Consider the following 22,097-nt stretch of genomic DNA (forward strand, 5'->3'; position numbering starts at 1 on the left):
GGGAGTAGGAATGCGGATCGGGGACGCGGCGGCAGCGGCGGGGACGACGCCACGGGCGCTGCGCTTCTACGAGCAACGCGGGCTGCTGCCGCCGCCGTCGCGCACCCGCACCGGGCAGCGGACGTACGGCCCCGCCGACGTCGCCCGGGTCCGGATCATCCGGGAGACGCTGTCGCTCGGCCTCACCGTCGAGGACATCGCGGCGCTCAGCGACCGGCTGCACCTGCTCGACGGCGACACGTTGCCTCAGCACATCCTGCCGGCGCACGTCCGGATTCCGGAGGCGGCCGAGACCTTCGGCCGACGACTGGAGGTCATCGACCGGCAGATCGCCCGGCTGATTCAACTCCGCCAGCTGCTGTCCGTCTGTCATGCGCAGCTCACCGACGTCCCGGCAGGCGACGTCGGCGGCGTCGGCACTCAGCCGACTTCGAGGTGAGGCGCAGGCACGCTACGACGCGGAGCCGGGCGCGACGAGCCCGCTCTGGTAGGCCAACGCGACCGCCTGGGCCCGGTCGCGCAGCCCCAGCTTGATCAGCATCCGGCCCAGGTGGGTCTTGACCGTGGCCTCCCCGACCAGCAGCCGACGGGCGATCTCCGCATTCGACAGGCCGTGGGCGGCGACCAGGACGAGCACGTCGCGTTCCCGCCCGGTCAGCGCGGACAGCCGGCCGGGCACGCCGATCGACGGCTCCGGTCGGGCGGCGAAGTCGTCCGAGGTGATCTCGCGGGTGGCGGCGACCACCATGTACGCAGGCCAGTACATCCTCTCCCCCGACGGCCGGTTCGGCCTGCTGATGCAGACCGACGGCAACCTCGTCGTCTACGACAGCTCCGCCGCTGGCGCGGTGCCGCTGTGGGCGTCGAACTGGTCGGCCTGGCGCCCCAACTCATCAGGAGCTGCCAGGCCGATGCCCGGTCCGAGGCGGTGTCGGCGTACCGCAAGCTCTCCCGCTGGGCCTGCGCAGCCGGCCGCGCCGCAGAGCTTGAGCCTGCAGGTTGGGGGAGCCTCGTCGCAACAGCCCCCGGCCCCCGGCGGACCGGTAGTGCGGTAGAGCAATATTCCTGTGTGAATAATTATTCCACACAGGAATACCGTGCAGGTCGACTTTCCGGCAGACCGAGCAGCGCAAGGATCTGAGCCAACTGCGGCCCAGCGGTCAGGCTGAGGCGAGGGCCACGCGGACCAGCGAGTCGTACGTCTCGTCGGTGCGGGACGCCGCGACGCCGAGTGCGGCGACGAACGCGGCCAGCTCGGCCTGCACCGCCTCGCCGGGCACGCCGTCACTGACGATGCGTTCCAGCTCAAGGAAGGTGCCGAGGCCGGCGACGTCGTCGACGCACAGCACGCCGTCGGGCAATTCGGCGGTACGGCGTACTTTCGCGATCCGCACGGTCGGGCGGAAGCCCATCGCCAGGATCGCGGCGTGCATCTGTTCGCGGTCGGCCACGATCGTCTCGTACTCGTCACAAGCCAGCGCGTTGTCGGCGGGACGCTTGAGGGTGAAGGTGTGTCGGCCGCCGACGGTCCGCAACCGTACGAAGGGGACGCCGAACTTGCTGTCACCGTACGACCAGCTTTGCGGCGCGTACGCCTGATCGTCCTGCACGATCGGCGGACCCGGCTCGATGCCGCGCGCGGTGAGCGCGACGAGCAACGCTTCCCGGTCCTGGACGCGGTACTTGACCTCGACCTCGCGCACCGCGCCTCCACCTGCCCGTCGCCACACTGACTGCGCAGCGTCGCACAAGCGTCACCGAGCCGGCAACGCGGCACGCCAGCGGCTACCCGCGTCGACGCAGGAGAAAAGCGGTACAAGCCTCCGACAGCAGGTATAGTCTAGTCAGACTAGACGGAGGTACGGCTGAGATGCACTGGCAGGTCCAAGAGGCGAAGCAGAGGTTCAGCGAGGTGCTTCGCGCAGCCGAGCGGGGTGAGCCGCAGATCGTGACGAAGCACGGCGAGGAGGTGGCCGTGGTTATCGACATCTCGGAGTACCGCCGTCTCCGCGGCGAACAGACCAGCTTCATGGAGTACCTTCGCAGCAATCCCGACATGGACGACGACTTCGAGATCGAACGCCAGCAGGATCTCCCCCGCGACATCGACCTGGCTGGCTGACCGTTGGCATTTCTGCTGGACACCAACGTGGTGTCGGAACTGCGTAAGTCAAACCCGAACCAGAACGTCATCGCGTGGAACAAGACACATTCGGCCGCCGAGGCCTACCTGAGTGTGCTCGTGGTAGGTGAGATCCGGCAGGGAATCGAGCGGCTCCGCCCGCGTGACCCGCAGCGCGCCGAGTCACTTCAGCGCTGGCTGACCGGTCTGATCGCGAGCTTCCGAGATCGGGTGCTGCCCGTGACGACCGAGATAGCGATCGAGTGGGGCCGGATGAACGTCCCGCCTGCACCACCACCGGTCGTTGACGGACTGATCGCGGCGACCGCGAAGGTCCACCGCCTCACCCTGGTCACCCGCAACGTCGCCCACGTCTCTCGGACCGGGGTCAGCACCGTCAACCCCTTCGATCCGCACTGACAGGCGGGACACCTCACACGCAGACGTGTGGCCAGCGACGGCCGCTTGGGTGCCTGCCTCACCTCGATGTAGTAGCGCCTGCACCTCGATCGCTCGGCCGCGACCGGCCGGCCGCGTCAAGGCCGGCACCGCCGATTCACGGGACAAATAAGCACAAAGCACTCATAGGTAAGTACGTGTTGGCGAACGATGGCGTACGACTTGTACAAGGCGTACGATCCGTACGTGACCGCAGAACCGATCAGACCCGAGCAGGAGCTGAGCATCTCGGCCGCCCGAAATGAGTTCGCCGACATCGTGTCCCGTGCCCACTACAGCGGCCGGATCACCTACGTCACTCGACGGGGTCAACGGCTCGCCGCGATCGTTCCTGCCGACCTGGCCGAGGCGATCGAGCGTGCCGAGGACGCCGCCGACGTCGCGGCCGCCCGCGAGGCGCTGGCCCGCATCGACGCGGGCGAGAAGCCTGTCTCGTTGGCAGAGCTTCGCGCCGAGCTCGGGTTGTGACCGGACCGACTCGGCGGCCGCCGTACGAAATCCAGCTCGATACGAAAGCTGCCAAGCTGCTGCGCAAGCTGGACCGACCCGTCCAGTCCCGACTTGTCGCGGCCATCGCCGCCCTCAGCATCGATCCACGACCACACGGGGTCAATGCCCTGACAGGACACCCTGGGCTCCTGCGAATCCGCGTCGGCGACTACCGGGTGGTCTACCAGATCGACGATGGCAAGCTCATCGTTCTCGTGGTGCACCTCGGCCATCGCAGCGACGTCTACGACCTGTTTTAGCCCGACGGCATCGGCGGCGACCGGCACCCGCCAGCACCGAGTACTTCGACGGCCGGTGCCCGAATCCGCCCCGCTTCTTATCCGCCACCATCGACGTGAGGCTGAGACACCCTAAAACGTTAGGTGTCTCAGCCTCACGTCGATGAAGCGCTGCGCTGCCCGACACAGCCGGCAGTAAGCCGGTCAGGGCAGCAACCAGCGACCACCCCTGGTTCAGCCGACGCGGAGGGCGGCGGCCATGGGTGGTTGGTCGACCGGGTCACCGGAGCGGCGCATCGCCCACAACGGCGGCCCACCCGCCGGCAGGTGCGCCACGCGGACGACGCGGTAACCCTGGCGTTCGTAGAACGCCCGCTGCCGCTGGCTGCTCGCCTCCACCACCGCCGGCATCCCGATCCGGTCCAGCCGGGCGTGGTGCGCGGCGAGCAGCGTCGACCCGATCCCTTGGCGTCTCAGCCAGGGGACGGCCGCCAGGAACGCCAGATGATGATGCCGGCCGGTCGGCTCCAGCCGGCCGGTCGGCTCCAGCCGGCCGGCAGTGAACGTATAGTGCGCGTACGGTCCGTGCCGGTCACCACACGACCGCAACCTGCGCCGCTGATGCTCCGCGCCCAGCAGCCGGTCCACCGGATGCGGATACCAGATCGCCACCCCGTCGCAGTGCCCCACCACGTCGACGATCCCGTGCCGCACACCGAACTCCAACTCGGCGGTGAAGAACCGGTGCATCGTCAGATACCGCAACGCGTGATCATTGATCAGCCACGCCACCACCGGATCCACCACACTGGCCTGCGCCAACAGCTCCCCCAACGGCTCCACGTCGGCGGCCGTCGCGGCCCGTACGGTCAGCATGGCCGCCACGTCCACACCAGGAACCGGTCGAACAGCTCGGCCGCCGTGACGTCGGGCAGGTCGAACGCCGCCTCGGTCATCCGCTCCACCGCGTACGTCGCCAACGCGACCGGCCCGAACACCCCCGCCAACTCGACCCGCGCCACCAGACACGGCCACGACTCGCCGCAGCCGGCACACGACCACGACGGCCGCACCGCCACATGACCACCGCCGCCACCGCTGTCGGCCGCCGGGTCCGCACCGGAAACATCGCGGTACGCAGCACCCGCGATCCGGCCGACCCCAGGTTGCCCGTCATGACGGACGACCAGCACCCCACCACCGGCAGCGGCCAGTTCCCGCAACCGCTCCCTCACCGCGACCACCGACCACGGTTCACCCGAGCCGCATCCACCGCAGCCCGACCCACAGCACCGGCCCGAACAGCCCCCGCCGCACCGGGCACGCCGGCCGGACCGGTCGGACTGAACCGCACCGAATGCCGAGGCGCACACTCCGGACACCGCAACGTCGCCCCGCAGCTCGGACACCACCGCCGCTTCAACTGAAACGTGAAGAAGCCAAGCATGAATCCGGCAGCTATGCCCACCATGGTGAACGCCAGCAGTCTTCCCACAGTCGTCTCCCGCAAGTTCGAACGGACACGAATCACGTGCCCACCGAGCGAACCCGCCCGATCTCGTTGTCGGCTACGGATCGCGCCGACGGCAGCAATCGGCTGACACTCCGGGCACATCAGCCGTCGATCCATCGGTGCGCCATGATGAGGACATGCGGCTGCTGATCCTGGGCGGGACCTGGTTCCTTGGACGCCACCTGGCTGAGCGGGCACTCGCCGCCGGCTGGGCGGTCACCACCTTCAACCGGGGCACCTCAGCGGCCGACACCCCAGGGGTATCCGCTGTCCACGGCGACCGGGAGAACCCCGAAGACCTCCACCGGCTGGCCGACCACGGCCCGTGGGACGCCGTGATCGACACCATCGGCTACGTCCCGAACCAGGTCCTGGCCGCCGCGTCGGCACTGGCCCCCGTCGTCGGGCACTACGTCTACCTGTCCACTGTCAACGTCTACACCGGCTGGCCCGACGTGCCACTCGACGAAGACTCCCTTGTCTTCGACTGCCCGCCGGACGCCGGAGCCGGCTTCGGTGCCGACCTCGGCTACGCCAGCCAGTACGGCGCGCTCAAAGCCGGCTGCGAACAGGCCGTGACAGCCGCACTCGGCACCGACAAAACGACGATCCTGCGCCCCGGCGTGATCCTCGGCCGCTACGAGTACGTCGGCCGGCTCACCTGGTGGCTCGCCCGCGCCGCCCGCGGCGGACAACTACTCGCGCCCGCCCCGGCGACACTACCGATTCAGCCGATCGACGTACGCGACGTCGCCGACTTCGCCCTCCGCTGTGCCCGCCACGGCACGTCGGGCACGTTCAACATCACCGCCCCGCCAGGCCACGCCACCTTCGCGGACCTGGTCACCGGCTGCATCACGGCAACCGGATCGGACGCGGAGCCGATCTGGGCGGACCCCGCCTGGCTGACCGCGCACGGTGTCGAGCAGTGGACCGGCCTGCCACTGTGGCGTACCCACGTCGGGGTGTGGGCCGTCGACAGCTCACGGGCACACGCCGCCGGACTGCGCTGCGCACCGCTGGCCGCGACCATCGACGACACCTGGGCGTGGCTGACTGACGGCGGCAGCTGGATAGTCGGCGAGGGCGAAGCTGCCCGCGCCGCCGACCACGGCCTGCCGCAGGAACGCGAACGCGAACTGCTGACCGAGTGGCAGCGCAGCTCAAACGCCCGGTAGCGCCGGAAGCTCAGGCCGTACGGCCACGAACGCGGCGGCCCGATCGACGGTGGACCGGGCGATCGAGCTGCCACGCCACCGGCGGTCGTTGAGCGAGCCTCGTAGCCTGTCGATCCGGCCGATCAGTCCAGCGCGACGCCACTGCGGCGGCATCGCCCACACCGGCGCGAGCGTCGGCTCCACCGCGTCGAGTTGCCCGCCGAGCAGCAGACAGGCCGCCAGGTCGACGCGGGCTTCCGCAACGACCGTCGGCCACTGCGCCCGGATCGCCGCCGCCAGATCGAGAGCCCGCCGCGCCGCATCGGTCGCCTGCCCGACCTGGCCGACCTGCAACAGCGCGGTCCCGTCGCAGCGGGCCTGCTGCTCAATCGTGAATCCGAACTCGCCGCCGACGACGTCGTGCAGCTCGTCACGACCGGCCTGGCTGCGGGCGTCCGCTGCGATTGCGATCGCGGACACTACCGCGCCCGCATCTCCTCGGTACGCCAGGGCCCGAGCAAGGACGCTGTACGCACGGACCCGCGCGACACCTGCCGGAGCGAGATCGGCGGCGGCCTGTGCGTAGTGAACGGCGTCGTCGACCTGACCGGTCCAGTAGGCGATCGTCGCCTGCATCCCTCTGGCGTAGGCGCACGCACCGGCGTGGCCGACGATCTCGCCGTAGGCGTAGGCCGCTCGGGCGTACTGCATCGCTGGTGACCACAGGCCAAGGTCGACGCTCTCGCTGGCCAGCAGCGCCGCCGCCTGGGCGACGATCAGGTACAGCTCGGTCTGCTGGGCCGGCCGGCGGGTGTGCTCCAGCAGGCGCACCGCGAGATCGCGGATGCGGAGCGTCTCGCCGACGATCTGCTGCAGCTCCAGCTCCGGGAAGCGCCGCGCCAGCCGGCTGACGTCGTCGCGCAACTGCTCGATAGCCACATCTGACACTGTCAATGCACCTGCGTTCAAGGCATGTTCACGGGTCTCGTGCGCGGCCTGCACGATCGATCGGACTGCTGCGCCTTGGCCAAACTCCGGCGAGACCTCCGGGATCGTCTCGGGCGGGAACCGGCTGGCCATTTGATCAACTTTATGCTGCCGGTGCTGCGACTCGACACGGTCAAACGCCGCCAGCAAGTCACCACCGGCACCCAGCAGCTTGTCCGCCCGCTGCCAGAAATCTCGTGGCGCTCGCTGACGACCGGTCTCCACATTCGCCACGCTGCTGCGGTGGTAGTGGATCAACCTCGACAACTGATGCTGCGTGTGGCCCGCCGCCTGCCGCAGCACCGCCAACCGACGACCCAACCCGCGACGCACCTGTAGAAGATCATTGATCGGCGACTCTTGATCAACCCGACCCTCGGACATACACAAATGATCTCGCATCCGCCGCCCAACGTGGAGGTGCCGGTTGTCAACATTTTGTCGGCGGGCTCCGAAGATCGTTTACGTTGCGCAGCTGCAGCTACGGTGACCTCATGGCCTCGACCGACCCGACGATCCGCCCATCCGGCCGCCCGGACGAAACCGTCAGCTGACAGGTCAAGCAGATGAGCATGGCCGAACTCGGCAATCGCCTGCAACGGATACTCGACGAGATCACCCGCGAGAAAAGCCGTATTGCTGCCATTGTTGCCATTCTTTCGGAGGAGCAGTCCAAGGCAAGAATTCTCCTAGTCGGAAGCGACCAGCTCTCGACAGGCGGGGTCGTCAGCATGGTCCACCTATCGTCGGAAAGGTTGCAAGAAGCAGCCCAACTGCTACACAGCGCTGCGACAACGCTTGTCGATTACGCCGGCAGCATCGGAATAAGGCTCAGCATGTCCCCGACGAGCCAGCCAAGCACCGCGCCGTCACCGTCACCGTCACCGTCACGCCAGGATACCGCTCCTGCCACCTCTACCAAACCCGACGAACATTCGAAGAGCATCCCAAAGTGGATCACAGAAACAAGCCACCGGCTACCGGACCGAAAGCCAAAAGACCCAACATCCGGAATAGCATTCATCGACGGCAAACAGATTCCGATGAGATCCGGCCGAGATCCAAACGCCGCCGCAGACCTAAAGCCCAGCTACCGGATGATAGCCACCACTACAGATCACCTCGAAGCGAAACTTGCCGCGTGGATGCGTCGAGAGCAAACCAAGGAGGCCAGCCTGATCACGAACAACGCGCCCTGCGACTATGAGCCGTACGGATGCGACGCCATTCTGCCCCGACTGCTACCGGCCGGCTCCAGGTTGACGGTCTTCGTACGCGATGATGACGGGCAGGTCAGGTTCTGGCGCACCTACACTGGCAACGGAAGGGCGATCGCATGAAGGTGAACTGGGCCTACGACAAGGGCAGCCGCAGAGAACACCACAGCGCTGCCGCAACAGACGCCGCAGTACTGGACTCGCTGCTGCGCGAGATCCAACAGCGCGCCGAGCCCGTTGTCGTGACCATCTATGACGAGAGACCCACTGACCCGGACGAGCTGCCGCCCGGTCTGCAACTCGGACTCGGCCACCCCACGCACGCCTTCGTCGGCTACGTCGCCGACGACGGGTACCACCTCACCGCCCCAGACGTCCAGCCGCCGGCTGCCGACATCAGCTTCGACCTAGGCGGCGTCCCGACCGAGTACCCCGCCGAGCACCTCCGCCTTCGACCCGAGACCGCCATCGCGGCAGCAGTCACATACCTACGCTCCGGCGGCGAACCGCCCACCCTGCCAACTCGATGACCTGATGAAGGTCGCCTGCGAAGGAGGCAGCACCGATGTCCGATCCTCAGCATTGCCAGGTCGTCACCGCCACCGACTCCCGTGCGGTGGCAGAGGCACTGGCTGATACTGCGGTCGCGGCGCGGCTGGCTGCTTCCGCGCAGGTCGCCGGCCCGATCAGGAGCACCTACTGGTGGCAGGGCGAGGTTGTAGCTGCCGAGGAGTGGCGGGTGACGTTCAGGACCACGGTCACCCGGTACGCGGAGTTGGAGGAGCACATCCGGGCACGCCACAACTACGACGTGCCCGGCATCGTGTGCATGCCGATCGTTGCCGGACACGCACCGTACCTGCAGTGGATGGCCGCCGAGACGCAGGAGCGCTGACCGCTCACGCCACGTGGGTCAGGAGCCGGTCGTCCAGCTCGGCGAGCCATCGGACCTGTCCGGGTCAGGTGACCCAAGCCGCCCCAGTTCAGCCGACCCGTAGGGCGGCGGCCATGGGTCGTTGGTCGACCGGGTCGCCGGAGCGGCGCATCGCCCACAGCGGCGGCCCACCCGCCGGCAGGTGCGCCACCCGTACGACGCGGTAGCCGTGGCGTTCGTAGAACGCCCGCTGCCGCACGCTGCTCGCCTCCACCACGGCCGGCATGCCGATCCGATCGAGCCGGGCATGATGCGCCGCGAGTAGCGTCGACCCGATGCCCTGGCGTCTCAGCCAGGGTGCCGCCGCCAGGAACGCCAGGTGGTGGTGCCGGCCGGTCGGTTCGAGGCGGCCGGCGGTAAAGGTGTAGTGCGCGTACGGTCCGTGCCGGTCACCACACGACCGCAACCGCCGCCGCTGATGCTCCGCACCGAGCAGCCGGTCGAACGGATGCGGGTACCAGATCGCCACCCCGTCGCAGTGCCCGACCACATCGACGATCCCGTGCCGGACGCCGAACTCCAACTCGGCAGTGAAGAACCGGTGCATCGTCAGATAGCGCAACGCGTGATCACCGATCAGCCAGGACACCACCGGATCCACCACACACGACTGCGCCAACAACTCCCCCAACGGCTCCACGTCGGCGGCCGTCGCCGCCCGTACGGTCAGCACGGCCGCCACGTCCACACCAGGAACCGGTCGAACAACTCCGCCGCCGTCACGTCGGGCAAGTCAAACGCCGCCTCGGTCATCCGCTCCACCGCGTACGTCGCCAACGCGACCGGCCCGAACACCCCCGCCAACTCGACCCGCGCCACCACACACGGCCACACGTCACCACAGCCGGCACACGACCACGACGGCCGCACCGCCACATGACCACCACCACCGCCGCTGTCGGCCGCCGGGTCCGCACCGGTCACATCGCGGTACGCCGCACCGCCGACCCGGCCGACCCCGGGTTGCCCGTCATGCCGGACGACCAGCACCCCACCGCCAGCGGCGGCCAGATCCCGCAACCGCCCCTTCACCGCGACCACCGACCACGGTTCACCCGAGCCGCATCCACCGCAGCCCGACCCACAGCACCAGTCCGACCAGCACCCGCCGCACCGGGCACACCGGCCGGACCGGTCGGACTGATCCGCATCGAATGCCGAGGCGCACACTCCGGACACCGCAACGTCGCCCCACACACCGGACACCACCGGCGGCGTGCAACATTGAGTAGGAACCCCGCGACGAAGCCGACGATGATCCCCGCCAGTAAGCAGAGGAGAAGCTGAGGCACTGGACGCCCTTCCGTCAGATGTGAAGATGGTGCGCCTTCGCCCTCATGTCATGATCAGCTATTGGTAGGGCGCCTTGACGCCCACTCAGCAAAGCGCCGCTACGGACCGACGCTCCACCCGTCAGCTGTTGTCTTGGTGTTGTCTCCACACCCGACCGAACATAAAACGTCCTTTTAGTGCGGCTCGATCGTCACGGTCTCCGGTAGGTTGATCCGAGACGAGAGGGGAACCGTGAGAAGCGATCTATCCCAGAACCAGTCTCGAATCTTGGTGCACCCCGCTGGCCTACGTTCGGCATGATCGAAATTGGAGTCAGCAGGATCTGGTCGACAAGATCGCCCGGCGGCTCAACACCGCTGCCCGACGCGAGAAAGCGTGGCGCTGGGAGCGTTGGGGCGTCGTGCCCGACCTGGCGACACAGTGCGCGCTCGCCGACGAACTTGGCGTACCGCGACAGGCGGTCCGCGAGCTGAGTTGGCCGCACTGGCTACCGGTCGGTCAGCGGATCGACACCGACACCCCTTGGACGATCGACGGCGGATTGACGCTGTTGAGAGAGACGGCGGGAGCAGCAGTGATGGATCGGCGCGGGTTCATGATCCTCGGTGTCGGCGCAGCAGCGACACTCGCACAGCAGTGGCTCACGCTCGACCCGCCACCGTTGCGATCGGCACTGGACGGCGGTCCGCTCGACGCCTCACTCGTCGACTGCTTCGAGCAGCGCCTCCCTACGCTCCGACAGATCGACGCGCTCCTCGGCGGTGGCAGCGTCCGTGACGTCGTGGACGCGGAGCTGCAACTCGTCACCGACCTGCTGAACAACAGCTCCTACTCCGACAGCATCGGCCGACGGATGTTCGCGGTGGCGACTGAACTCGGTCGGATCGCTGGCTGGGCCAGCTTCGACGCCGGCCACCAGGCCGCCGCCGAGCGCTACTGGGTCGCCGCGCTCCACACCGCACACCTCGCCGCCGACCGGACCGCCGGCGCGAACATCCTCAAGTGCATGAGCCTGCAACGAGTCGACAGCGACCGGGCAGACGAAGCACTCGCACTGGCAACCGCCGCCGTCGACGGAGCCGGGGACGCTCCACCGCGGGTCCTGGCAATGTTCGCCACGCGCCAGGCCCGCGCCCACGCCGCCCTCAACGACGCCAGTGCAGCGGAGCGCTGCCTCACCAGCGCCGAAACGCACATGGCCCGAGCCGATGACGAGCCCAGCCCTGCCTGGGCCGACTACTTCGACCAAGCCGAGTACTGCGCCCAAGTCGCGGCCTGCTACCTGATGCTCGACCGCCACCAGAACGCCGACCACTGGCTCGCCCAAGCCTTGGACCTGCAACCCACGACCCGCAGCCGCGACCGCGCCACCTACCTGATCTGGCGAGCGGACGTCACAGCCAGCCTCGGCGACGTCGAACAAGCCTGCGCCTACGTGCACCGCGCAGCACCCGAGGTCGTGAAGACCCGCTCGCTACGAAACCACCACCGGCTGATGGGCATCCACACCCGGCTCGCCAAGTACGACACCCCCGCCACCCGCGAGTTGGACGAACGCGTACGGAGTCTGGTCGCATAGCCCCATGACATCGGACGTCCAGCGGGTAGCCGTCGTCACCGGATCCAACCGAGGGCTCGGCCGAGCAATCGCCCAGCAGCTCGCACAGGCCGGCCTCCACGTCGTGGTCACCGCGAGAAGCGAGGAAGCCGCAGAACGGACAGCCGCCGAGCTGACCGGGCTCGGCCTGCCGGTCTCGGGCCACCAGCTCGACATCACCGACCCCGCCAGCGTCGCCCGCGCCATGGCCGACGTCGGCTACCAGTACGGCAGACTCGACGTCCTGGTCAACAACGCTGCCATCGCCATCGACCGAGGCCAGGCCGCCAGCGCAGCCGACATGGAGAAGGTCGCTGCGACCCTCGACGCGAACCTCATCGGCACCTGGCGCTGCTGCACCGCCGCCATCCCCGAGATGAAGAAGAACCGGTACGGGCGGATCGTCAACGTCACCAGCCACATGGGCACGTCCGCCGAGATGGGCACCGGCAGCGTCTCCTACCGAATCTCCAAAGCAGGAGTCAACGCGCTCACCCAGATCCTCGCGGCAGAGCTACACGAGCACAACATCCTCGTCAACGCCGCATCGCCGGGGAAGGTCGACACCCGCCTCGCCTACGGCAAAGCCGACCACACCCCTGACGAAGCAGCCGACACCTTCACCTGGCTCGCCACACTCCCCGACGACGGACCCACCGGCCAACTCTTCTATGCCCGCAACCCACTCCCCTGGTAGCAGGGCTGGATCGATCAAGCGTTGCGTCACCGAACTTTCTCGCTGCGGGCACTTGTTGCAGATCGACCCAGAACCAACCACTAGACCTTGGTTCGGTAGAACTCGACCGACTCCGCATCGATCCGAACGCCGCGCGACTTGAACCCGGCCGCACTGATGGCCTTCCCTAGGGAATTCTGCGCCGAGTACCAGTACGGAAGATGTCTCCTTGCCGAGGGCGCGAGCGCGTCCCCAATGATATCCTCAACTTTCCCAAATGTCATTCTTACCGAGTCAGTATCGAGCGCATCAAGATAGTCGGTCAACGGCTTATATTTTCCAACAGCTTCCACCTCCACATTTTGCGATTCCACATCGCGAGAGGATGCGTCAGCGAGAATAGGAGATGCCCTCAAACCAAGGATCTCGGTAACCTCCGGAGGGATTCGTACCGCGTGAAGCCGACCGGGTCCACGATACAGTGGGGTGAGCATGGGCGTTACCGAAGCAGGGATGAGCTTCTCGGCTTGCAGATCGGCCGTGATGCGAGCGGTCGGCCGCGTGAACCCGCGCAGCAATCGATCCTCACTGTAATCACAAAGCACATAAACAGCGTCACGGTCAATTGTCCCACCCTGACGAGCAGCCTCAAGAATCACGTCAGCGAGATCCCGGCGACCCTCCGCGCGCAACCGTTCCAGCAGCTTGTCTACAGCTTCTTGCGTCCACTCCCCACTCTCGTCGATGTCCGTACGACTGGCACCCGCATCCTCGGCAGACCCTGGATTGACCTGGACATCGAGAGCATCCGAGTAGACCAGCAAATCTCTAGGGCGCATCAAAAAAAGATGCCGACCAGTAAGGTCAAAGAACTCCTTTACCATCTCCTGGCGCGGTCCGATCAGATCCACCCCTCGCCGCCACCACCAATCCTCCTTCTCATCATTGGTAACAATAAGTAAATCCATCTGACGCCCGCCCGCCTCCTCACATGCCTGGATGTAGACCAAGAAGTCTCCCGCCGCACCCTCCACGTTTTGGTCAACTTTATCGGAATCCATGTAACCCGGAGGCACAGAATCGTCAGCCCGCCTATTTCCCTCGGCGATGAGATCGTTCCAGCGCTCGTCGTCCGGCCGAGCAAGCACCTTGCCATTTAGCAACTCTGCCAGCTTACCCAGAACCGAGTCTGTGTCCGCTGGAGTAGATGGGTGAATCAAATCCGGCGCAGCGCGATCAATGGCCTCCTGGAGAGAGTGGAACACCCGATCCAACGAGGCGCACATGTCCCGCAATTCGGACTCATTCAACGCAACCTTCTTGGACCACGCATCAAGGGCACGAACCGCACTCTGCCGACTCTTGTCTAGCGCGGCACGAGCATCGTTGGTAGCTTGTTCCGGATTCCCAATCGCCTTGAGGCGATTGCGATGAAACTCAAGAACCGCCTGATAAGGAACAACGAGACGGTTGCCCAGCTTCTCAAAAATTGCCAGCAGGTCGTTCGTGGTACGAGAGTTGTAGCGGTAGAGATTAAGGAGCACATTGGCATCAACCGCGACCAGCGCAGACGTCAGCGCGCCACGCTTCTCATCATCACCAACAACACGATAACCTTCAAATCCATCGAATATTCCTACCATTACCACACCTTCTCAATATAAACCATGTAGATATCAATAGCCAGTAATCATTTCAGCATCGTGTCGCCACTCAGCAAAGGATCACCTTGGGACGTAGTCGTTTAAATTGCCTCAGATGACGATTCAACTCTGGCGCCTGGTCGATTTGTGAGCGCGTCGGCGATGGCGGTGAACTCGCGTAGGGCGGCTTGCAGGTCTTCGACGATCTCCTGGGCGATGACCTCGGGTGGCAGCAGCGCGTCGGCGTCCTCCAGCGACGCGTCCTTCAGCCAGGTGATGTCCAGGTTGACCTTGTCCCGGCTCAGCAGCTCGTCGTAGTCGTACGCCCGGAACCGCTCGCTCTCCACCCGCTCGGACCGGTCCTTACCAGGCAGGTAGCAGTCCCTGACGAACTCCTCCAGGTGCTCCCGGCGCAGCGGGTTCTGCTTGAGCGTGAAGTGCTGGTTGGTCCGGAAGTCGTACACCCAGAGCTTGCTGGTCCACGGCTCCTCGCGGGCGCGCTTGCGCTCGAAGAACAGCACGTTGGCCTTGACCCCACCGGCGTAGAAGATGCCGGTCGGCAGCCGCAGCATGGTGTGCAGGTCGTATTGCTTGAGCAGCCGCCGCCGGATCGTCTCCCCTGCACCGCCCTCGAACAGCACGTTGTCGGGCAGGACCACCGCGGCCCGCCCGTCGATCTCCAGCATCGAGGCGATGTGCTGCACGAAGTTGAGCTGCTTGTTCGACGTCGTCGCCCAGAAGTCGGCGCGTTCGATCTCGCGCTCCTCGCGGCTGGCCCGCCCGTCCTCGCCGATCATGCGGATCGACGAGCTGCGCCCGAACGGCGGGTTGGCCAGCACCAGGCTGACCTTGTGCGACGGCTCCCGCCCGAGCGAGTCGCGGACGTCGATCAGCGACGGGCCGCTCGGCGTACCGATGCCGTGCAGCAGCATGTTCATGGCCGCGAGCCGCGCGGTGCCGTCGACCAGCTCGGTACCGGTGATCCCGCCGTTGGCCAGGTGCCGGGCCTGGTCGCGGGTCAGGCTGTCGCCGTGGTGCCGCTGGATGAAGTCGTACGCCGCCAGCAGGAACCCGCCGGTGCCGCACGCCGGGTCGGTGATCGTGTCGTCCGGGGTCGGCTGCACGCAGTCGACGATCGCCTCGATCAGCGCACGCGGCGTGAAGTACTGCCCGGCACCCGACTTGGCATCCTCAGCGCCCTTGGCCAGCAACTCCTCGTACGCGTCGCCCTTGACGTCGACGCCGGCCTGCGACCACTGCTCCTTGTCGATCAGGTCGACGATCAGCTTCTTGAGCTTCGCCGGGTCCTGGATCTTGTTCTGCGCCTTGCGGAAGATGGTGCCGAGCGTGCCGGACTCCTGCCCGAGCCCGCTCAGGATGTTGCGGTACTGCACTTCCAGCCGGACACCGTCGCTGTCGAGCAACGTCTGCCAGCTCAGGTCCGCCGGCACGATCTGCTCCGGCTTGAGCGGCCGATTGGCCCGCTCGTCGGCCATCTTCAGAAACAGCAGGTACGTCAGCTGCTCCACGTAGTCGATCGTGGAGACCCCGTCGTCGCGCAGCACGTCGCAGTAGTTCCACAGCTTCTGCACCAGCCGGCGCGAATCCACGTTGCTCACAGCGGCAACTCTCCCTGCTGAAAATCGGTCCCAATCGCCCTGGTCGCGGGCGCTGCCAGCTCCTTGGACGTACGCCGACCCCGCTGCTTCGGCACCACCACCCGTTGAGCCCGGATGCGCGCCAGCAACTCCGACGCCGGCTCATCCGCCGGATCCTGCTCCACCAACCGCCCCGCAAACGCCTCCGCCAGCAACGAACTCCGGAGACCGGCACTCCGCTTCCTGGCCGCTTCCAAAGTGGTGATGGAGCGAGTCACTTCCGATATTGAACCGATCGACTCAACCACCTCTCGTTGGCGCTCAAGCGACGGGACAGGTATCTCCACCGCCCCCAGCAACGACTGGTTGATCTTGTAGATCCCTGCTGTTGTGCGAACAACAGCCTCGATCTGCCTACGCACCCATCGGGAATTCCAGACAACCGAGAGGAATTTGCGTTCCACCAAGCTCTGATCCACCCGGACCCGAATCAGGGTATCGGGGAACGCAACTGGACGGGGAGTTCCCTCCACCAGACCTCCACGACCAACCAGACGGCGGGATCCGTTCCCACGACTTACTAGGAAATCCCCCTCGCGCACCAGGAACGGCTGCGCCTCTAGGGCATCCCAGTCTCCCTCCTTGAACTCTGACGCATCAACGACATCACCCTTGACGGCGGTAAGGCGCAGCACAGGAAATCCGCCGTGCCGGGATGGAACCGATCTCCCGTTGATCATTGGCTCTGATAGGACGCTCCGCAGAGGACGGCTCTGCCCAAGGTACGGCTCAATCAGTGACGCCGTAAGGGACTCACAAAAGGAAAGTGCCCTGACGCGTGCGGTCGCGACCGCACGGTTGGCCACCGCGATGCGGTCAAGACTCACGTCGAGCGCGGCGACGATGCGGCGCTGCTCGGCGAGCGGCGGGACCGGGATAGGGATTTTACGAATCTCACCCAATCCCAAGCGCGGCCGGCCAACACCGCGCGTCCGAGTAGCGGCATACCGGCGACTTTCCGGAGAAATCAGGGTCTTGAGAATCCACCGAGAGTCGACGGATTCGTGAAGGCGGACACGGATGCAGTCAGCTTTGACGATCGCTGGCGCCTCCAGCGCCGGGACGATGCATGCCCGAGGAAGGTTGTTGCCCAGGGAGGCAATCACCAGATCGCCTCGACGAACGTCATGCGCCTTTAGCTCGTCATAGTGTTCCAGGCTGATATAGGCACGCTCGTCAACAAAGTCTCCGTCGCCGATGTTCTGGAGGCGGATAACACGAGCTCCACCATCGGTGTAGTGCGCCGACGTCAGGTTGGAGCCGAATGGGCCGTCAGTAATGGCGCGAGGCTCGGCAGCTTGAAGGTCGTCGAGAGTAGCCCACTCCCAGCCACGAGGGAGGTCGCTCATGCGGTGAGTTCCTGGTTGAGTTCGGTGAGGAGGGGTTGAGCACGGTCGTTGCCGAAGGCTTGGAGGTAGCCGTCGATGCCGCCGCGTTCGGTGAACGGGGCGCCGTCCAGGTCGTCGGGGGTGACGGCAACGCTTGCCGCTATCACGTTCTTGATCCTTTCCAGCCACCAGAGTTGTTCGGAGGTGAAGGCCGCGCCGGCCTGTTCCTGGCGCAGCAGCCAGGCGTGGAAGCGTTCTTCGACGACCGACCGGTAGGGGCGCAGCTCCTGGTCGAGGCCGAGCTCGTAGCGCACGAGGGTGATCAGGTCGGTGACGCCGCGGTCGCCGGGTGCTTCGGCGGTGCGGCCGAGCAGCACGTACGCCTGCCACAACCGGTCCGGGGTCCACGCCTGCGGCGGCCGGGAGATCCGCGCGGCCAGCTCTTTGAGCTGCTCGAAGTCGACCCGGCCTTTGCCGTCGAAGAAGACCTGCAGCGCGGTGATCTCGTCGCGGTGTTCCTCCAGATAGGAATGCCAGCTGCGGACGACCTTCTGGGCGCGTTCGGCGGCCGGCACCCCGGCGGCCGAGACCAGCCGGTCGGCGTTGACCTCGTCGATGGTGATGTCGTGGGCGCGGCGGATCTCCAGGATGCGCTGCCGCAGCTGCGGTGCGGCGGCCAGCGGCCGGAGCGCTTCGGCGAGCAGATCGCGTACCGCGTCGGGGCCGGCGGTGTGCGCAGGAATCAGCGATTCGGGGGCGACGGCGTCGGTGAGCCGGCGGGCGATCGCGGCCAGGGGTTGGCCGTCGGCGAGGTCGGTCAGCTCGGCGCGTTCGTCGTCGGTGAGTTGGCGGTCGAGTCGGGCCAGTCGGGCGGCCAGGGTCGCCACCTCGTCGACGTCGGCGGTGAGGGTGCCGGCCTTGCCGAGCAGTTCCTTGAGCGAGATCTGTGCTTCGGTGCGCCGGTGCAGCGGCACCGCCTCGTCCAGCTCCTGCTCGGTGACGCCGACCGCGTCGACGATGACGAACCGGTCCTTGACCTGGGCGTCCGGGGTGACGGACTGGAAGTCGGCGGGGTCGATGGTGCGTGCGCCCCGGCCTTTCATCTGCTCGAAGTAGGTGGCGGTGCGGACCGGGCGTAGGAACAGCAGGCATTCCAGCGGCCGGACGTCGGTGCCGGTGGCGATCATGTCGACGGTGACGGCGATCCGCAGCTCCGGGCTGTTGCGCAGCGCCTGGATCAGCTCGTCGGGGTTGTCGCCGGTGCGCCGCGACGCGTACGTGATCTTGGTGGCGAAGTCGTTGCCGCGGCCGAACACGTCGCGGACCATGGTGACGATCTCTTCGGCGTGGTTGTCGTCCCGGGCGAAGATCAACGTCTTGGGTACGGTCGTGCGGCCGGGGAAGATCTCGGTGAAGAGTCGGTCCCGGAAGGTCTCCAGCACCAGTTTCAGCTGGCCACGGGAGATCACCGTGCGGCCGACGTCCTTACCGACGTAGCTGAAGTCCTCCTCCAGCTCCTGGTAGCGCTCGGCGCGGGTCCGCCGGTCGCGCAGCGGCACCACCGTCTTCGCCTCGATGGTCGAGCCGGCGTCGGTGATCTCGGTGCGGATGCGGTAGACGTCGAAGCCGACGTTGACCCCGTCGGCGACGGCCTGCTCGTAGGTGTACTCGGAGACCAGGTTTTGCTGGAAGAAGCCGAGGGTCTGCTTCACCGGCGTGGCGGTCAGCCCGACCATGAACGCGTCGAAGTACTCCAGCACCGCCCGCCACTTGCCGTAGATCGACCGGTGGCATTCGTCCACGATGATGAGATCAAAGGCCTCCGGCGGGATCGCCGGGTTGTAGGCGACCTGCGCCGGTTCGTCCAGCTCATAACTGTCGTACGCCTGGTCGTCGACGTCGACGTCCGGCAGCTCCCGCCCGACCAGCGCGCCGTACAGCCGCTGGATCGTGGAGATGACCACCGCCGACGAGTCCGACATCCCCGACCCGGCCAGCCGGTCCACGTTGTACAGCTCGGTGAACTTGCGCCCATCCCCCGGCGCGGCGTAGCCGGCGTACTCGCGCAGCGTCTGCCGGCCCAGGTTGTTGCGGTCGACCAGGAACAGCACCCGGACTGCCTTGGCGTGGTGCAGCAGCCGGTAACTGCTGGTCACCGCCATGAACGTCTTGCCTGCACCGGTCGCCATCTGGATCAACGACCGGGGCTTGTCTGCGGCGAGGGAGCCTTCGAGGCCGCGTACCGCGTCGATCTGCGCCTGCCGCAACCCTTCCTCCGCAAGCGGCGGCAGTTCCCGCAGCCGGGCCCGCAGCGTCGGGGCCGACGGGTCGTCGTCGGCCTCGCGCATCCAGCGCGCGAGCGTCTCCGGCTGGTGAAAGGCGAAAACTTCGCGGGTACGCGGCTGCGGGTCCAGCCCGTTGACGAACGCCGTCTCGGTGCCGGTGGCGACGTAGCCGAACGGCAGCGGCGCGTCCCGCCGCCAGGCCGAGATCCGCTGCGCGGCGGTCAACCCGCGCAGGTAGCGGTCCAGCTGCGCCTCCACGCCACGCGGCGCGGTCCCCTCCCGCTTGGCTTCGACCACCCCGACCAGTTTCTGCTGTACGTACAGCAGGTAGTCGGCCCGGCCGGTGGCCAGGGTCACCTCCCGGACGGCGACACCGGTCCCCGCGTACAAATTGATCTGGGTTTCGTCCTGGACCTGCCAGCCGGCGGCGGTGAGCTGCCGGTCGATCTCGGCCCGGGTCTGCACCTCGTTGAGCGGCTCGGCCGAGGCGCGCCGGGCGCGGCTGATGAACGCCTCGCGGTTGGCCGCCGACACCTTCGCCGGCGCACGGGCGGCGAACTCCGCACTGGCCGCCGTCATCTGCGGCTCCAGGTCGGCGACCAGCTCGGCGGCGACCGTACGGCGGGCCGCGGACTCGGTGACCGCCCGGTCGGCCGCGGCTTCGGCCGCCGCCTGCGCCGCCGCCACCGACGGCTGCCCGTCGAGCAGCAGTTTGGCCTCGGCCAGCTCGTGGCGGTAGCGGTCCAGCTCGGCCCGCAGACCGTCGACGACGCGCTGCGGCACCTGCTGTGCCGGCGGGCTGGGCGGCACGAAGCCGATCGGGCTGCGGTCGTTGGTCAGCGCCCGGTGGAACCAGACGCCCAACTCGAAGCAGTAGCGCAGCAGCTCCAGCGCGGTCCGCACCTGGTCGAGGTGGTCGTGCACCGCCTGGTTGCCGACCGTACGCAGCCGGTGGAACGCCTCGTTGATCTTCGGTGTGAGTACGCCGGCCGCGTTGAGCGCCTGCACCTGATCGACGAACCTGTCGCTGCCGGCCCGGGTGCCGGTGCGATTCACCAGCTCACGGGCGAGAGTGTCGCCGAACGCCCGCGCCTTGAACATCGCGGCCTGGGCGTCCACGTAGATCAACGACTCGGTGCCGACGCCGTAGAACACCAGCAACGGATGATCCACAAGGAACCCGAAGTTGGCAGACTGGTTGGCGAGCAGCCGGATGCGTTGAAGATCCACAACTCTCCACAGAGGGTGTTGAGCGGTGCAGAACGCTACACGGTATCGACGCCGGCAATCCTTGTCACCCCACCGAAGGGCGGGTGTGGACCGACCGGCCGGCGTAGCCGCCACGGGCCACCGGGCAGACCACTCCCGGCCGACGGTCAGCCCACCCCGTCCACTGGCCGGACCGCCCCGGCCACCGGACGAGTTGCCGCAGGTCGCGACACCGCACAAGATAAGAAGCCCAGATGCTACGAATATGCTCTAATCACCTGATAGCGGCATCCATCAGCAGATCTAGATGATTCCCGAGTGTTCCTGGATCGATCTTCGCGATATTCCTGCATCACGACCACGTTTCACGTTTGGGAGTCACGATGGAGGACCACCAGGCAGGCGTCCCATCGCTGGCCGAATTGACACGACTGCATCCAAAACACCTCTTCGACCTCTCCGGCCGTACCGCACTTGTCACCGGCGCCGCCGGCGGTCTCGGCCAATGGCTCGCGGCCGGCCTCGCCGCCGCCGGAGCCCACACCGTCCTCACCGACCGCGACGCCGAACGGTTGAAGGTCACCGCTGACGCGTTGTCGCCACAGGCCGACACCAGCACCGACGTGGTCGACCTGCACGACCAGCGGGACTGCCAGGAGCTGATCGACCGGACCGTCGAGCGTCTCGGCCGGCTCGACGTGCTGGTCAACTGTGCCGCGGTCAACAGCAGGTCGCCGACGCTCGACGTCGACCAGTCCACCTTCGACCGGATCATGGACAACGACCTGAAGGTCCCGTTCTTCCTGGCCCAGGCGAGCGCCCGGCACATGATCGACCAGGGTGGCGGCTCGATCGTGCACGTCGGCTCGATCAACAGCAGTTTCGGGCTGGCCCGGGTCGCCGTCTACGGTGCCGCCAAGGCCGCGCTGTCCCAGCTCACCCGGGTGCAGGCGGCGGAGTGGGGGCGGCACCGGATCCGGGTCAACTGCCTGGCTCCGGGATTCCTGAAGACCCCGTTGTCGGAGCCGCTCTGGGCGGACCCGGCGATCGCCGACTGGATCCTCGACCGGGTCCCGCTGGCCCGACCCGGCCTCCCGCACGAGATGACCGGCCTGCTCCTGCTGCTCGCCTCCGATGCCGGCGCGTTCCTGACCGGGCACACCTACTATGCGGACGGGGGATTCCTGGCGGGTGGGGACTGGTCGATCGACGGCTGACGCTTGCGCGACTGACACTTGCGCAATGGACATTGTCTAACGACGATGGACTAACACGTTTCATCAGTTGATAT

Annotated in this window: 23 protein-coding genes; 12 read left to right on the forward strand and 11 right to left on the reverse strand. The window is 66.8% G+C overall.

What is annotated here, in order from left to right:
• Positions 1-10: 10 nt before the first annotated feature.
• Entirely contained in the window at positions 11-439 is a 429-nt protein-coding gene (locus ACN28F_RS09365; RefSeq protein ID WP_421357483.1) for a MerR family transcriptional regulator, read from the forward strand.
• 12 nt (positions 440-451) lie between these two features.
• Here the strand turns inward: ACN28F_RS09365 and ACN28F_RS09370 are convergent, their stop codons facing one another.
• Together ACN28F_RS09370 and ACN28F_RS09375 are read right to left on the reverse strand one after the other, a co-directional pair.
• Positions 452-766: a response regulator transcription factor gene (locus ACN28F_RS09370; protein WP_421357484.1), complete on the reverse strand. Its 315-nt coding sequence runs from the start codon at positions 764-766 to the stop codon at positions 452-454.
• Between the two features lie 394 nt (positions 767-1,160).
• Positions 1,161-1,703, reverse strand: coding sequence for a class IV adenylate cyclase (locus ACN28F_RS09375; protein ID WP_421357485.1), 543 nt, complete (start codon positions 1,701-1,703; stop codon positions 1,161-1,163).
• 167 nt (positions 1,704-1,870) lie between these two features.
• On the opposite strand from ACN28F_RS09375, the gene ACN28F_RS09380 reads away from it, so the two are divergent.
• The 4 genes from ACN28F_RS09380 (at position 1,871) to ACN28F_RS09395 (ending at position 3,330) form a co-directional block, all read left to right on the forward strand.
• Positions 1,871-2,122: a type II toxin-antitoxin system Phd/YefM family antitoxin gene (locus ACN28F_RS09380; protein WP_278118340.1), complete on the forward strand. Its 252-nt coding sequence runs from the start codon at positions 1,871-1,873 to the stop codon at positions 2,120-2,122.
• A gap of 3 nt (positions 2,123-2,125) precedes the next feature.
• A complete protein-coding gene (locus ACN28F_RS09385; protein ID WP_421357486.1) occupies positions 2,126-2,542 on the forward strand; it encodes a type II toxin-antitoxin system VapC family toxin in 417 nt (138 codons plus the stop codon).
• A gap of 225 nt (positions 2,543-2,767) precedes the next feature.
• Positions 2,768-3,049 (forward strand): type II toxin-antitoxin system prevent-host-death family antitoxin, encoded by a 282-nt coding sequence (locus ACN28F_RS09390; protein WP_421357487.1) that lies wholly within the window; start codon positions 2,768-2,770, stop codon positions 3,047-3,049.
• Entirely contained in the window at positions 3,046-3,330 is a 285-nt protein-coding gene (locus tag ACN28F_RS09395; RefSeq protein ID WP_421357488.1) for a type II toxin-antitoxin system RelE family toxin, read from the forward strand. Before ACN28F_RS09390 ends, ACN28F_RS09395 begins: the two co-directional genes overlap by 4 nt.
• Before the next feature lie 213 nt (positions 3,331-3,543).
• On the opposite strand, the gene ACN28F_RS09400 is transcribed toward ACN28F_RS09395, so the two are convergent.
• Positions 3,544-4,185, reverse strand: a complete 642-nt coding sequence (locus ACN28F_RS09400; protein ID WP_421361330.1) for a GNAT family N-acetyltransferase — start codon at positions 4,183-4,185, stop codon at positions 3,544-3,546.
• Complete coding sequence (locus ACN28F_RS09405; protein WP_421357489.1) at positions 4,179-4,544, reverse strand: hypothetical protein; 366 nt, start codon at positions 4,542-4,544, stop codon at positions 4,179-4,181. The genes ACN28F_RS09400 and ACN28F_RS09405 overlap by 7 nt, the downstream gene beginning before the upstream one ends.
• Positions 4,545-4,959: 415 nt before the next feature.
• Between ACN28F_RS09405 and ACN28F_RS09410 the strand changes: the two genes are divergently transcribed.
• Entirely contained in the window at positions 4,960-6,000 is a 1,041-nt protein-coding gene (locus ACN28F_RS09410) for an NAD-dependent epimerase/dehydratase family protein (RefSeq protein ID WP_289207648.1), read from the forward strand.
• Here the strand turns inward: ACN28F_RS09410 and ACN28F_RS09415 are convergent.
• Positions 5,986-7,350 carry a helix-turn-helix domain-containing protein gene (locus ACN28F_RS09415; RefSeq protein WP_421357490.1) on the reverse strand — a complete coding sequence of 455 codons (1,365 nt, stop codon included), beginning with the start codon at positions 7,348-7,350 and terminating at the stop codon, positions 5,986-5,988. The genes ACN28F_RS09410 and ACN28F_RS09415 overlap by 15 nt on opposite strands.
• A 182-nt stretch (positions 7,351-7,532) precedes the next feature.
• Here ACN28F_RS09415 and ACN28F_RS09420 point away from each other — a divergent pair, with 182 nt between their 5' ends.
• Genes ACN28F_RS09420 through cutA form a run of 3 tightly spaced genes read left to right on the forward strand, consistent with a single transcriptional unit; the run spans position 7,533 to position 9,078 of the window.
• Positions 7,533-8,306, forward strand: coding sequence for a DddA-like double-stranded DNA deaminase toxin (locus ACN28F_RS09420; protein ID WP_421357491.1), 774 nt, complete (start codon positions 7,533-7,535; stop codon positions 8,304-8,306).
• Complete coding sequence (locus ACN28F_RS09425) at positions 8,303-8,713, forward strand: Imm1 family immunity protein (protein ID WP_289207651.1); 411 nt, start codon at positions 8,303-8,305, stop codon at positions 8,711-8,713. The genes ACN28F_RS09420 and ACN28F_RS09425 overlap by 4 nt, the downstream gene beginning before the upstream one ends.
• A gap of 35 nt (positions 8,714-8,748) precedes the next feature.
• Complete coding sequence (cutA, locus tag ACN28F_RS09430) at positions 8,749-9,078, forward strand: divalent-cation tolerance protein CutA (protein WP_421357492.1); 330 nt, start codon at positions 8,749-8,751, stop codon at positions 9,076-9,078.
• A gap of 88 nt (positions 9,079-9,166) precedes the next feature.
• Here cutA and ACN28F_RS09435 read toward each other — a convergent pair whose 3' ends face one another.
• Both ACN28F_RS09435 and ACN28F_RS09440 read right to left on the reverse strand, forming a co-directional pair.
• Positions 9,167-9,799 carry a GNAT family N-acetyltransferase gene (locus ACN28F_RS09435; RefSeq protein ID WP_421357493.1) on the reverse strand — a complete coding sequence of 211 codons (633 nt, stop codon included), beginning with the start codon at positions 9,797-9,799 and terminating at the stop codon, positions 9,167-9,169.
• Positions 9,784-10,158 carry a hypothetical protein gene (locus tag ACN28F_RS09440; RefSeq protein ID WP_421357494.1) on the reverse strand — a complete coding sequence of 125 codons (375 nt, stop codon included), beginning with the start codon at positions 10,156-10,158 and terminating at the stop codon, positions 9,784-9,786. The genes ACN28F_RS09435 and ACN28F_RS09440 overlap by 16 nt, the downstream gene beginning before the upstream one ends.
• 652 nt (positions 10,159-10,810) lie before the next feature.
• Here ACN28F_RS09440 and ACN28F_RS09445 point away from each other — a divergent pair.
• A complete protein-coding gene (locus ACN28F_RS09445) occupies positions 10,811-11,989 on the forward strand; it encodes a transcriptional regulator (protein ID WP_421357495.1) in 1,179 nt (392 codons plus the stop codon).
• 4 nt (positions 11,990-11,993) lie between these two features.
• Positions 11,994-12,704, forward strand: a complete 711-nt coding sequence (locus ACN28F_RS09450; protein ID WP_421357496.1) for an SDR family NAD(P)-dependent oxidoreductase — start codon at positions 11,994-11,996, stop codon at positions 12,702-12,704.
• 80 nt (positions 12,705-12,784) lie between these two features.
• On the opposite strand, the gene ACN28F_RS09455 is transcribed toward ACN28F_RS09450, so the two are convergent.
• The 4 genes from ACN28F_RS09455 to ACN28F_RS09470 all read right to left on the reverse strand — a co-directional run bounded on the left by ACN28F_RS09455 (position 12,785) and on the right by ACN28F_RS09470 (position 20,827).
• A complete protein-coding gene (locus ACN28F_RS09455; RefSeq protein WP_421357497.1) occupies positions 12,785-14,326 on the reverse strand; it encodes a PIN-like domain-containing protein in 1,542 nt (513 codons plus the stop codon).
• Between the two features lie 101 nt (positions 14,327-14,427).
• A complete protein-coding gene (locus ACN28F_RS09460) occupies positions 14,428-15,945 on the reverse strand; it encodes a type I restriction-modification system subunit M (protein ID WP_421357498.1) in 1,518 nt (505 codons plus the stop codon).
• Positions 15,942-17,333 (reverse strand): restriction endonuclease subunit S, encoded by a 1,392-nt coding sequence (locus ACN28F_RS09465; RefSeq protein ID WP_421357499.1) that lies wholly within the window; start codon positions 17,331-17,333, stop codon positions 15,942-15,944. Before ACN28F_RS09465 ends, ACN28F_RS09460 begins: the two co-directional genes overlap by 4 nt.
• Entirely contained in the window at positions 17,330-20,827 is a 3,498-nt protein-coding gene (locus tag ACN28F_RS09470) for a type I restriction-modification enzyme R subunit C-terminal domain-containing protein (RefSeq protein ID WP_421357500.1), read from the reverse strand. Before ACN28F_RS09470 ends, ACN28F_RS09465 begins: the two co-directional genes overlap by 4 nt.
• 362 nt (positions 20,828-21,189) lie before the next feature.
• Here ACN28F_RS09470 and ACN28F_RS09475 point away from each other — a divergent pair, with 362 nt between their 5' ends.
• Positions 21,190-22,023 carry an SDR family NAD(P)-dependent oxidoreductase gene (locus tag ACN28F_RS09475; RefSeq protein WP_289207667.1) on the forward strand — a complete coding sequence of 278 codons (834 nt, stop codon included), beginning with the start codon at positions 21,190-21,192 and terminating at the stop codon, positions 22,021-22,023.
• Positions 22,024-22,097: the final 74 nt, after the last annotated feature.

It is taken from the genome of Solwaraspora sp. WMMA2101 (assembly GCF_049179175.1).
Classification (GTDB): Bacteria; Actinomycetota; Actinomycetes; order Mycobacteriales; family Micromonosporaceae; genus Micromonospora_E.